This is a genomic window from Paracoccus sp. 22332 (genome assembly GCF_052045125.1).
In the GTDB taxonomy this organism is placed as follows: domain Bacteria; phylum Pseudomonadota; class Alphaproteobacteria; order Rhodobacterales; family Rhodobacteraceae; genus Paracoccus; species Paracoccus haematequi_A.
Window position 1 is genome coordinate 216,796 of sequence record NZ_JBQEOI010000006.1, and the last position, 11,206, is coordinate 228,001.

Annotated in this window: 10 protein-coding genes; 7 read left to right on the top strand and 3 right to left on the bottom strand. The window is 65.4% G+C overall.

What is annotated here, in order from left to right; all coding sequences use genetic code 11:
* Positions 1-4 precede the first annotated feature (4 nt).
* On the top strand, positions 5-679 hold the full coding sequence (locus ACTJI6_RS09765) for an HAD hydrolase-like protein (protein WP_440800197.1): 675 nt from the start codon (positions 5-7) through the stop codon (positions 677-679).
* Between the two features lie 172 nt (positions 680-851).
* On the top strand, positions 852-1,415 hold the full coding sequence (locus ACTJI6_RS09770) for a hypothetical protein (RefSeq protein WP_440800199.1): 564 nt from the start codon (positions 852-854) through the stop codon (positions 1,413-1,415).
* Between the two features lie 31 nt (positions 1,416-1,446).
* Here the strand turns inward: ACTJI6_RS09770 and bfr are convergent, their stop codons facing one another.
* Both bfr and ACTJI6_RS09780 read right to left on the bottom strand, forming a co-directional pair.
* Positions 1,447-1,932, bottom strand: a complete 486-nt coding sequence (gene bfr / locus ACTJI6_RS09775) for a bacterioferritin (RefSeq protein WP_126155501.1) — start codon at positions 1,930-1,932, stop codon at positions 1,447-1,449.
* On the bottom strand, positions 1,880-2,173 hold the full coding sequence (locus tag ACTJI6_RS09780; RefSeq protein ID WP_126155502.1) for a (2Fe-2S)-binding protein: 294 nt from the start codon (positions 2,171-2,173) through the stop codon (positions 1,880-1,882). The genes bfr and ACTJI6_RS09780 overlap by 53 nt, the downstream gene beginning before the upstream one ends.
* Before the next feature lie 114 nt (positions 2,174-2,287).
* On the opposite strand from ACTJI6_RS09780, the gene queA reads away from it, so the two are divergent.
* From queA to ACTJI6_RS09800, 4 genes are all read left to right on the top strand, one after another.
* Positions 2,288-3,334 (top strand): tRNA preQ1(34) S-adenosylmethionine ribosyltransferase-isomerase QueA, encoded by a 1,047-nt coding sequence (queA, locus tag ACTJI6_RS09785; protein WP_440800202.1) that lies wholly within the window; start codon positions 2,288-2,290, stop codon positions 3,332-3,334.
* A 76-nt stretch (positions 3,335-3,410) separates the two neighbouring features.
* Positions 3,411-4,649, top strand: coding sequence for an MFS transporter (locus ACTJI6_RS09790; protein ID WP_126155504.1), 1,239 nt, complete (start codon positions 3,411-3,413; stop codon positions 4,647-4,649).
* Positions 4,650-4,716: 67 nt separating this feature from the next.
* The gene (gene lpdA, locus ACTJI6_RS09795) at positions 4,717-6,108 is read left to right on the top strand and encodes a dihydrolipoyl dehydrogenase (protein WP_440800204.1); all 1,392 of its coding nucleotides are present in this window, start codon (positions 4,717-4,719) and stop codon (positions 6,106-6,108) included.
* A 110-nt stretch (positions 6,109-6,218) separates the two neighbouring features.
* Positions 6,219-8,513 (top strand): glycosyl hydrolase family 28-related protein, encoded by a 2,295-nt coding sequence (locus tag ACTJI6_RS09800; RefSeq protein WP_440800206.1) that lies wholly within the window; start codon positions 6,219-6,221, stop codon positions 8,511-8,513.
* Positions 8,514-8,549: 36 nt separating this feature from the next.
* Here the strand turns inward: ACTJI6_RS09800 and ACTJI6_RS09805 are convergent, their stop codons facing one another.
* Positions 8,550-9,026 (bottom strand): HugZ family protein, encoded by a 477-nt coding sequence (locus ACTJI6_RS09805; protein WP_440800208.1) that lies wholly within the window; start codon positions 9,024-9,026, stop codon positions 8,550-8,552.
* A gap of 226 nt (positions 9,027-9,252) precedes the next feature.
* On the opposite strand from ACTJI6_RS09805, the gene acs reads away from it, so the two are divergent.
* The coding region (gene acs, locus ACTJI6_RS09810; protein ID WP_440798663.1) for an acetate--CoA ligase at positions 9,253-11,206 on the top strand (1,954 nt) is incomplete at its 3' end.

An 11,206-nucleotide genomic window follows, 5' to 3' on the forward strand; every position in this document is an offset into this window, starting at 1 on the left:
GCGCATGGCGGGAACGGTGGTCTTCGATCTGGACGGGACGCTGGCCGATACCTCGGCCGACCTGATCGCGGCGGCGAATGCCTGCTTCGCCTCGCGCGGGATCGAGGTCGCCCTTGACCCGGTGGCCGACGCGCTGACGGCGTTCCATGGCGGCCGGGCGATGCTGCGGGCCGGATACGGCCGGATCGGCGCCGACATGCTGTTGCCGCCGGGGGCCGAGGACGAGGATTATCCCCGCCTGCTGGAGTTTTACGGGCGGAACATCGCGGTTCATACGACGCTGTATCCGGGGGTCGAGGAGTGCCTGGACCGCTTGCAGGCCGACGGGCATATCCTGTCCGTCTGCACCAACAAGCCCGGTTCGCTGGCCGAGACCCTGCTGGATGCCCTGGGGGTGCGCGGGCGGTTCGCGTCCATGATCGCCGCCGACACGCTGCCGGTCAGAAAGCCCGATCCGCGTCCCTATCGCGCGGCGGTCGAGCGGGCCGGGGGCAGCCTGGCCGCGTCCTTCCTGGTGGGCGACACCGAGACCGACCGCAAGACCGCCGCGGCGGCGGGCGTCAGGGTGGCGCTGGTATCCTTCGGACCCGAGGGCGAGGCGATCTCTCGCCTGGCCCCGGATGCGCTGATCGGCCATTTCGACGAACTGCCGGATCTGGCGCGCCGCTGGCTGGACTGACCCTCCGCAGGGCGGACGCGGCGCGTTAATGACTTTTTAGACATATTTACGACACCGACCCGACCAGTTATTAACGAGTCGTTAACAATTGTTTATGTTTGTCGGTGCCGCAGCCGGTCCGCTTCAGGCGGTCTGCATCCCTGCCCGCCGACCTGTTGTCTAGGGTGTCACGATGCAGCCGCATTTCACGGTCGAGAACCAGTGCCTGTATTTCTTTCCCAATATCGGATTTCGCCCCGCCGTTCATGTCGTTCAGCGTGACCAATACGGGGACCACATGACCTTGGTCATAGGCGACGACAGCCCGATGCAGGGCAAGGTGCCGCCGGGCTATGCCAATTACAACCTGCTGGTCGATCCCTATGCGACGTGGGGCGACCCCGCCGGTCCCGTTATGGCGGCGCTGAACCAGGGGGCATCGGGCGCCACTCCCACCGTGGCCCGGACGGCATCCTTCTGGGGCGGAAGCGGAGGGTCGTCCAGCAGCGGCAGCTCGGGCGGGTCGTCCGGCGGCGGGAATACGTCGGTGCCCGGAATCGACGACTCTTCCTCGACGCGGCCGGACACCGGCTATCCGTCCAAGCCCGTCGATCCGACGAAACCCACCCATCCCATCATCGAAGTTCCGGGGGATCCCGATCTTCCCCCGCTGGCGCCCGTTCCGGTGCCCGACGCGGCCCCCATGCTGATCGCGTCGCTGCTGGCCTTCGCCGTGCTGCGCCGCGTCCGGGGATAGGGCCGCCCCCGGCAGGGGACGGCCGCGCCGATCACTCGGCCTTGTCGGCAGGCTTGGCGTTCAGCTGGCCATAGTTCTGGGCGCCGATCGTGTCGAACAGCTGCAACTGGGTTTCCAGGAAGTCGATATGGCCTTCCTCATCCTCGATCAGGTCGTCGAACAACGACTTTGACACCTGGTCGTTGACGCTGGAGCAGTATTCCCGCGCTTCCAGATACAGGGTGCGGGCGTCGTGTTCCGCAGCCAAGTCGGATTCCAGCGTTTCCCGCAGGTTCTGCCCGATCCGCAGAGGATCCAGCTTTTGCAGGTTTGGATGGCCTTCCAGGAAGATGATTCGCTGGATCAGCCGGTCGGCATGATGCATCTCTTCGATGGACTCGGCGCGCGACTTGTCGGCGATGCGGCCGAAGCCCCAGTCTTCCTGCAACCGATAATGCAGCCAGTACTGGCTGACGGCCGTCAGTTCAGACCGCAGCGCCGCGTTGAGATACTCGATAACCTTTGCGTCGCCCTTCATGGTGGGTGTCCTTTGCGCTATCTGATTTTGCCCGCAAAATCGGCGGGGCTACGCCCAGATTATCGCAGTGACGCATGGTGTCCAGAAAGAGCGGCATACATCCACCGCAATCGGCGCGTTTACCGAGTGCGTGGTATATTTTTCCCGGAGTGATGATCGTCTGGGGATCCGCGTTCCGCATCCAGTCGATCGCTGCCTTGATCTCATGGTCCGAGATTTGCGTGCAATGGCAGACAATCATCACGTTGCTCCTGTTCAGGGAAACATAGCGATTCTGTCGGAAATGTAAAGCTGAGTTTTTTTCTTGGGCACCTGGGACTTGACCGGCGGGCGGGGCGGACGCAGAAGCGCGCGCATGAAGCTGTCCGATTTCGATTTCGACCTGCCCGCCGATCTGATCGCCACGCGCCCGGCCCGCCCGCGCAGTTCCGCCCGGTTGCTGCTGGCGGAAGGCGGGACGATTGCCGACCGACGGGTCGGTGATCTGCCCGGCATTCTGCGGGCGGGCGACGTGCTGGTCCTGAACGACACCAAGGTGATCCCCGCGCGGCTGACCGGCACCCGCGCCCGCGCCACCCCCCAGGGCGAGGCCACGGCCCGGATCGAGGTGACGCTGCTGGAACCCGCCGCCGACGGCTGGCGCGCGCTGGCCAAGCCATTGCGCAAACTGCGGGTCGGAGAGGTGATCCGCTTCGGCGACGCCCTGTCGGCCGAGGTCGCCGCGATCGCCGAGGGCGAGTTGACGCTGCGCTTCGATGCGCAAGGCGATGCCTTCGACGCGGCCCTGTCGCAGGTGGGCGCGATGCCGCTGCCGCCCTATATCGCCGCGCTGCGGGCGCCCGATGACCAGGACCGGCAGGATTACCAGACCGTCTGGGCGGCTCGCCGGGGCGCCGTCGCAGCGCCTACCGCCAGCCTGCATTTCGACGACGCGCTGCTGGCCGACCTGGCCGCGAAGGGTGTCGAATTCGTCCATGTCACCCTGCATGTCGGCTTGGGCACCTTCCTGCCGGTCAAGGTCGAGGACGTGACCACCCACCGGATGCACGCCGAATGGGGCGAGGTCGGCGCCGATGCCGCCGCCGCGATCAACCGCGCCCGCGCCGAGGGGCGGCGGGTGATCCCGGTCGGCACCACGGCGCTGCGGCTGATCGAATCGGCGGCCGCACCCGACGGCACCCTGCGGCCGTTCCAGGGCACGACCGACATCTTCATCTATCCCGGCTATCACTTCCGGGTGACCGATGGGCTGATGACGAATTTCCACCTGCCGAAATCCACGCTGCTGATGCTGGTCTCGGCCTTGATGGGGCAGGAAAAGATCCGGGAAATCTATGCCCATGCGGTCAATTCGGGTTATCGCTTCTTCAGCTATGGCGATGCGTCGCTGTTGATTCCCTAGGGTCGCTTTCCGGGTAGCCTGCCGGCGACGGATGGGCCACAGAAGGGGCGTTCCTTCCCCAAGTTCGAGACGATCCATGCTTTCCGTGCTGCGAACCACATGGCCGTTGTTCCTGGGCATCCTGCTGCTGATGGTCGGCAACGGGATGCAGGGCACGCTGCTGGGGATCCGCGGCGGGCTGGAGGGGATCCCGACCTTGCAGATGTCGGTGGTCATGTCGGGCTATTTCGCGGGCTTCCTGCTGGGCAGCCTGACGGTGCCGGGCCTGATCAAGAACGTGGGCCATGTTCGCGTCTTCGCCGCCCTGGGGTCGATGATCTCTTCGGTGCTGGTGCTCTATTCGGTCGAGCCGAACTGGATCTGGTGGACGCTGCTGCGCTGCGTGATCGGGTTCTGCTTCTGCGGCGTCTACATCACGTCGGAAAGCTGGCTGAACGCGCGGTCCACCAACGAAAACCGGGGCCAGACGCTGTCGGCCTATATGATCGTGCAACTGCTGGGGATCGTGGCGGCGCAGGCGCTGCTGAACACCAGCGATCCGGGCGGATACACGCTGTTCATCATCGCATCCGTGCTGGTGTCCTTCGCCTTCATGCCCATCCTGCTGTCGGCCCGGCCCGCGCCGCAGTTCCAGACCATCAAGCGCATGTCCTTCGGCCAGCTTTATCGTGCCTCGCCGCTGGGCTGCGTGGGCATCTTCCTGATGGGCGGAGTGTTTGCCGTGCTGTCGGGCATGTCCTCGGTCTGGGGGGCGGTGATCGGGCTGTCGGTGGCCGAGATCTCGGTCTTCGTCGCGGCCAGCTATGCGGGCGGGCTGGTGCTGCAATACCCCATCGGCTGGATTTCCGACCGTTACGACCGGCGCAAGCTGGTGCTGATCCTGGCGGCGGTCGGCACGGCGACGGGCGTCGCGGTCGTGTCGGCCCAGCCCGGAACGCTGGGGCTGGTGATCGCGGGGGCGCTGATGGGCGGCATCGCCAACCCGATCTATGCGCTGCTGCTGGCCTATACCAACGACTACCTGGACCAGTCGGACATGGCGGCGGCCTCGGCCGGGCTGCTGTTCATCTATGGCATCGGATCGATGGGCGGGCCGGTCATCACCGGCTGGCTGATGGAGGTTCTGGGACCGGACGGCTTCTGGGTCTATATGGCGGTGCTGTTGGCGATGCTGACCGTCTATGCCGGGTGGCGGACCACGCGCCGCCGGGCGCTGACGCCGGATGAACAGGGCAACTTTGCCGTCATCACCCCCAACGCCACCACCATCGCGGTCGAGGCCGCCCTCGACGAGAAGCAGTCGAACCCGTCCTGAGCGGCCTTCTTGTCCGCCCGCCGGGAATGGTTTAACGCTGAACTATCGTGACCAGACGGGGGAGCCTATGGCCCAGAATTTCGACATGGTGGTGATCGGCGCAGGTCCGGGCGGCTATGTCGCCGCGATCCGGGGCGCGCAACTGGGCCTGAAAGTCGCCTGTATCGAGCGCGAGCACCTGGGCGGCATCTGTCTCAACTGGGGCTGCATCCCCACCAAGGCGCTGCTGCGGTCCGCCGAGGTGTTCCATCTGATGCACCGCGCCAAGGATTTCGGGCTGACGGCACAGGGCATCGGCTTCGATCTGGACAAGGTCGTGGCCCGGTCGCGCGGCGTGGCCAAGCAGCTGACCGGCGGCATCGGCCACCTGTTCAAGAAGAACAAGGTCACGACCATCATGGGCGAGGCCCGGCTGGTGGCCCCCGGCAAGATCAGCGTCATCACGGACAAGGGGACCGAGGAGGTCACCGCCAAGAACATCGTGCTGGCGACAGGCGCGCGGGCGCGCGAACTGCCGGGGCTGGAGCCGGACGGCAAGCTGGTCTGGAATTATAAGCACGCGCTGATGCCGCCGCATATGCCCAAGAAGCTGCTGGTCATCGGATCGGGCGCCATCGGCATCGAATTCGCCAGCTTCTTCAACACGCTTGGCGCCGATACCACGGTGGTCGAGGTGATGGACCGCGTGCTGCCGGTCGAGGACGCGGAAATCAGCGCCTTCGCCAAGAAGCAATTCGTCAAGCAGGGCATGAAGATCCTGGAAAAGGCCACGGTCAAGAAGCTGGACCGCAAGGGCAGTATCGTGACCGCCCATATCGAATCCGCCGGCAAGACCGAGACGCAGGATTTCGACACGGTGATCTCTGCCGTGGGCATCGTCGGCAACGTGGAAAACCTGGGGCTCGAGGATCTGGGCGTCAAGGTGGACCGCACCCATGTCGTGACCGACGAATATTGCCGCACCGGGACCGAGGGGCTGTATGCCATCGGCGACGTGGCGGGCGCGCCCTGGCTGGCGCACAAGGCCAGCCATGAAGGCGTGATGGTGGCCGAACTGATCGCGGGCGGGCATCCGCATCCGGTCAAGCCCGGCAGCATCGCGGGCTGCACCTATTGCCACCCGCAGGTCGCATCGGTCGGGTTGACCGAGGCCAAGGCCAAGGAACTGGGCCACGACATCAAGGTGGGCCGTTTCCCCTTCGTCGGCAACGGCAAGGCCATCGCGCTTGGCGAGCCCGAAGGGCTGATCAAGACCGTCTTCGACGCCAAGACCGGCGAATTGCTGGGCGCCCACATGGTCGGGGCAGAGGTGACGGAACTGATCCAGGGCTATGTCATCGGCCGCCAGCTGGAAACGACCGAACAGGATCTGATGGACACCGTGTTCCCGCATCCTACCCTGTCCGAGATGATGCACGAATCCGTGCTGGACGCCTATGGCCGGGCGATCCATTTCTGATCGCCGTTGCGCGGGGCCGGGCTGCAACGCCCGCCCCGTCAAGGCCGCGTTAACCGTTTCGTAACTATCCCTTCGCCCATGCGCCTGCCGCGGGCTGAAGGAGATAGGTCATGAACATCGCGATCACCAACGGGCTTTTGCTGATGCCGCCCGCGTTCCGGGGCGGGCTGAACGCCTGGTCCATGACGAACGGCACCCCCGGCAGCCCGACCTGGGGATCGGCCGACAACGGCGCCCTGGTGCCCGCGGACCAGGATTTCGGCACCTGTCTCGAGGTGATGAAGCAGCAGACCACCACCAGCATCCGCTTCATGGGCGAGACGCCGTTGATTCCAGGGGTCTATCTCCGCGTTTCGGCCCGGATCAAGGCGGTGGCGGGGGCGCTGTGTTCGGCGCGCATCGCAGGATGGGCGGGCAACGGGTCGCGCGCCCATGTCGACGGGCTGGTCGAGGTCGGGCCGACCGTGCCCATGACCGCCTATGGCGACGTGATCGAGGTCAGCGCCATCGTCGGCGTCGGGTCGCGGCAGGGCGTGAACATGGCCTGGGGCACGGCGCCGGTCTATGGGCATTTCGGCCTGGATCTGGTCGGCGCGAATGGCGGCGCCTTCCGCATCGAATCGATACGGATCGAGGACGTGACGGCGGCCTTTATCCCGTCGCTGATCGACTGGGTGGACGTGCGCGATTTCGGCGCCAGGGGCGACAACGCCACCAACGACCGCGCGGCCTTCGTGGCGGCCGACCAGGCGGCCAAGGGCGGCTGGGTGCTGGTGCCGGAAGGCACGTTCTTCATCAGCGGCGACCTGGGGATCAACAGCCCGATCCGCTTCAAGGGCACCATCCGCACCCCCGCCGATACCCGCGTGTCGTTCCTGCAAAGCTTCGATTTTCCGACCTATGCCGATGCCTTCGGGGACGAGACGCTGGGCATGAAGAAGGCGTTGCAGGCGCTGTTCGGCTATACCGACCATGTATCGCTGGATCTGTGCGGGCGCCGCGTCGACCTGACCGAGCCGCTGGTCGTGGATGCCTTGGCGCCCAGCCTGACCGGCTTTTCCAACCGCCGGGTGATCTGCAACGGCAGCATCCTGGCAGCGGCGGGCCCCAAATGGGACACCGGCCGGTGGACCAGCACCGCGACCTACAATCCCGCCCAGCCGCTGCGCCTGTCGGCGGTCGCCAATGTCGCCGCCATCGAGGTCGGCAGCCGCATCAGCGGCCCCGGCGTCGGGCGCGAGGTCTATGTGAACGGCAAGGATGTCGCGGCCAAGACCCTGACCCTGTCGCAACCCCTGTATGGCGGGGCGGGAACGCGCAGCTACAGCTTCGAACGCTATCGCTATCTGTTCGATTTCTCGGGCGTGGAACAGCTGTCGCGGCTGAACTTCGTCGACCTGGACCTGAATTGCGAGGGTATCGCCAGCGGCATCATGCTGCCGCCCAAGGGCGAGATGATCGCGCTGCGCGACTGCTATGTGACCAAGCCCAGGGATCGGGGCATCACCTCGATCGGGCGGGGCTGCCAAGACATGCTGATCGACCGCTGCCAATTCCTGTCGAACGAGATCGACCTGCCAGCCCAGCAGCGCAATACCATCGCCATCAACGTCAACGCCAACGATGTGAAGATCCGCGACAACCGCTTTGTCCGCTTCGCGCATTTCATGGTTGCTGATGGCGGAGGGCACATCATCTCGGGCAACCACTGGTTCCAGGGCGACGGCTCGGGCGAGGGGCTGCGCTATGCGGGGCTGGTGCTGACCCAGCCGAATGTGCAGACCACGATCAACGGCAACTATATCGACAATGCCTCGATCGAGTGGACCAACGAACACAGCGCCGAGCCGAATTTCACGGGATCGGAATTCAGCTTCGGCGGGCTGACGATCACCGGCAACACCTGCCTGTGTTCCAATACCGCCGCCTGGTTCACCTGGCTGACGGTCAAGCCCTACGGCACCGGGCACTTCATCCATGGGCTGACCGTGACCAGCAATGTCTTCAAGGCGCTGTATGGCGAAGTCGACCGGATCGAGCGGGTCGATACCTCGATCGCCGACCTGAACTACAACAACATGCGGAACCTGCAATTCGAGGGGAACACCTTCAACGGAATTCTGAATTACGTCTCCAACCCATTGATGGTGCAGCATAACCAGATTTCGGCCGCGACTGCCTGGACGCTGCCCGTGATCGAGGGGCTGCCCTTCAAGGGCTGGGCCAAGTCGGTGCAGTCGGTGATTGCGGAAACCGCGATCACCGATGCCGCAGGCGCACGCGTCGATGCCGCGCCCTGGACGCAGGTCGAGGTGGGAACGTCCCGCCGGCAGATCCGGCTGAACTGGCCGACGGCCGCGCGGGGCAGGGTCTGCGTCTATGCCCGGATGGACCGCCCGCAGTAGCGACCCGAACTGCCGCGCCTCGCCGCGGCGGTTTTTTCATGCGATGTCCAGATCCGCAGGCGTCAGCCGGAAGGCCGCGCCGAAGCCTGCGTTCAGGAAACCCGACTGAGGCGCCAGCCGCCAGAACCGGAAATCGGGCAGGTCGATGAAGGCCGCCGCCTTGGGATGCGCCTCCAGCCAGCGGGCGCGCAGACCGGCGGCATCGTCGATCATCGCGGCCTTCACCTGCAAGGACAGGCGGGGCCAGGTCATCGGATCGCCCTTGCCGCCCTGCGTTTCCACCAGCAGCGCGGCGCGCGGATCGGCGGAAAGCGCCCGGCTGTGGACCGCCAGCCCCGACAGCAGCGCGATGGGCGAACCGGACGGGTCGATCTGGCAGGCGATCTTGGAAAGATGCGGATGGCCGGTGGCGGCATCGTTTACCGCCAGAACGGCATGGCGCATCGCGGCCAGCATTTGCAGCGCCTTGTCGCGGGCATCGTCGGTGGTGGTGCGGATGGGATCTTTTGTCATTGCCGGAGGCTGGCGCGGGATGCAGGGATTTGCAAGGCTTGTGAATTCTTTACAAACGTCCTTCATAATTCGTCAATAATTTTACTAAATGGTTGTTTTCATAAAAATATTTACCAGACTTCGTGTGATGTGATTAACTTGACCGAGGGAGCGTGCCCAAGCCTGCCGCCTTCGGGTCGAAAGACCCCGGACGCAGCGGCGAGGGCGTGAGGAATAAGGCAAGCTGATGACGATTGAAGCGATTGAAAAGCATCCTGTTCCGGCGGGTTTCGGGGATGCGCATGTGGGGGCTGGGGATTATGCGCGGCTTTACGCCGAATCGATCGCGGACCCCGAATCGTTCTGGCGGCGCGAGGGGCTGCGGCTGGACTGGATCCAGCCCTACGGCACCGTCAAGAACACCGACTTCACGCTGGGCCGGGTCTCGATCAGGTGGTTCGAGGACGGGGTGCTGAACGCCTCGGTCAACTGCATCGACCGCCACCTGCCCGCCCGCGCGAACCAGACCGCGATCATCTTCGAGCCCGACGATCCCGCCACCCCCGCCCAGCACATCACCTATGCCCAGTTGTCGGAAAAGGTGAACCGCTTCGCCAACGTGCTGCTGTCCCAGGGCATCATGCGCGGCGACCGGGTGGTGATCTATCTGCCGATGATCCCGGAAGCCGCCTATGCGATGCTGGCCTGCGCGCGGATCGGGGCGATCCATTCGATCGTCTTCGCGGGCTTTTCCCCGGATGCGCTGGCCAACCGCATCAACGACTGCGGCGCCAAGCTGGTCATCACCGCCGACACCGCGCCGCGCGGCGGGCGGCGCACCAACCTGAAGTCGAACACCGACGCGGCGCTGCTGCACTGCTCGGACCGGGTGCGCTGCCTGGTCGTCAAGCATACCGGCGACCAGACCACCTGGATCCAGGGCCGCGACGTGGACGTGAAGGCGCTGATGGAGGCGGCCAGCCCGGACTGCCCGCCCCGGCCGATGGGGGCCGAGGATCCGCTGTTCATCCTGTACACCTCGGGGTCGACCGGCAAGCCCAAGGGGGTGGTGCACACGACCGGCGGCTATCTGGTCTATGCGGCGATGACGCATCAATACGTCTTCGACTACAAGGACGGCGACGTGTTCTGGTGCACGGCCGACGTGGGCTGGGTGACGGGCCACAGCTATATCGTCTATGGCCCGCTGGCCAACGGCGCCACCACGGTGATGTTCGAGGGGGTGCCCACCTATCCCGACGCCGGCCGCTTCTGGGAGGTCTGCGCCAAGCACCGGGTGACGCAGTTCTATACCGCGCCGACCGCGATCCGGTCGCTGATGGCCAAGGGCACCGATCCGATCCAGGGCCACGACCTGTCGTCCCTGCGCATCCTGGGCACCGTGGGCGAACCGATCAACCCCGAGGCCTGGCACTGGTACAACGACAACATCGGCAAGGGCCGCTGCCCGATCGTCGACACCTGGTGGCAGACCGAGACCGGCGGGCATCTGATCACGCCGCTGCCCGGCGCCATCCCGACCAAGCCCGGCTCCGCCACGCTGCCCTTCTTCGGCATCAGGCCCGCGGTGCTGGACGCCCAGACCGGCGCCGTGCAAGAGGGCAACCCGGCCGAGGGGGTCTTGTGCATCGCCGACAGCTGGCCCGGCCAGATGCGCACGCTGTGGGGCGACCACCAGCGGTTCGAAGAGGCCTATTTCCAGCAATATCCGGGTTACTACTTCACCGGCGACGGCTGCCGGCGCGACGAGGATGGCTATTACTGGATCACCGGCCGGGTGGACGACGTGATCAACGTGTCGGGCCACCGGATGGGCACGGCCGAGGTCGAATCGGCCCTGGTCGCCCACGAGAAGGTCGCCGAGGCCGCCGTGGTGGGCTATCCGCATCCGCTGAAGGGGCAGGGCATCTATGCCTATGTGACGCTGATGAACGGGGTCGAGCCCTCGGACGCGCTGCGGGCCGAGCTGGAGAAATGGGTCCGCACCGAGATCGGCCCGATCGCCAAGCCGGACCTGATCCAATGGGCGCCTGGGATGCCCAAGACCCGCTCGGGCAAGATCATGCGCCGGATCCTGCGCAAGATCGCCGAAAACGACTACGCCACCCTCGGCGACATCTCCACCCTCGCCGAACCAGAGGTCGTCGACGACCTCATCAAAAACAGAATGAACAAAGGGT

What these genes read in the sequence shown, in the direction of transcription:
- ACTJI6_RS09765 (WP_440800197.1), top strand. Translation starts at nt 5, where the DNA reads ATGGCGGGAACGGTGGTCTTCGATCTGGACGGGACGCTGGCCGATACC.
- ACTJI6_RS09770 (WP_440800199.1), top strand. Translation starts at nt 852, where the DNA reads ATGCAGCCGCATTTCACGGTCGAGAACCAGTGCCTGTATTTCTTTCCC.
- bfr (WP_126155501.1), bottom strand. Translation starts at nt 1,932, where the DNA reads ATGAAGGGCGACGCAAAGGTTATCGAGTATCTCAACGCGGCGCTGCGG.
- ACTJI6_RS09780 (WP_126155502.1), bottom strand. Translation starts at nt 2,173, where the DNA reads ATGATTGTCTGCCATTGCACGCAAATCTCGGACCATGAGATCAAGGCA.
- queA (WP_440800202.1), top strand. Translation starts at nt 2,288, where the DNA reads ATGAAGCTGTCCGATTTCGATTTCGACCTGCCCGCCGATCTGATCGCC.
- ACTJI6_RS09790 (WP_126155504.1), top strand. Translation starts at nt 3,411, where the DNA reads ATGCTTTCCGTGCTGCGAACCACATGGCCGTTGTTCCTGGGCATCCTG.
- lpdA (WP_440800204.1), top strand. Translation starts at nt 4,717, where the DNA reads ATGGCCCAGAATTTCGACATGGTGGTGATCGGCGCAGGTCCGGGCGGC.
- ACTJI6_RS09800 (WP_440800206.1), top strand. Translation starts at nt 6,219, where the DNA reads ATGAACATCGCGATCACCAACGGGCTTTTGCTGATGCCGCCCGCGTTC.
- ACTJI6_RS09805 (WP_440800208.1), bottom strand. Translation starts at nt 9,026, where the DNA reads ATGACAAAAGATCCCATCCGCACCACCACCGACGATGCCCGCGACAAG.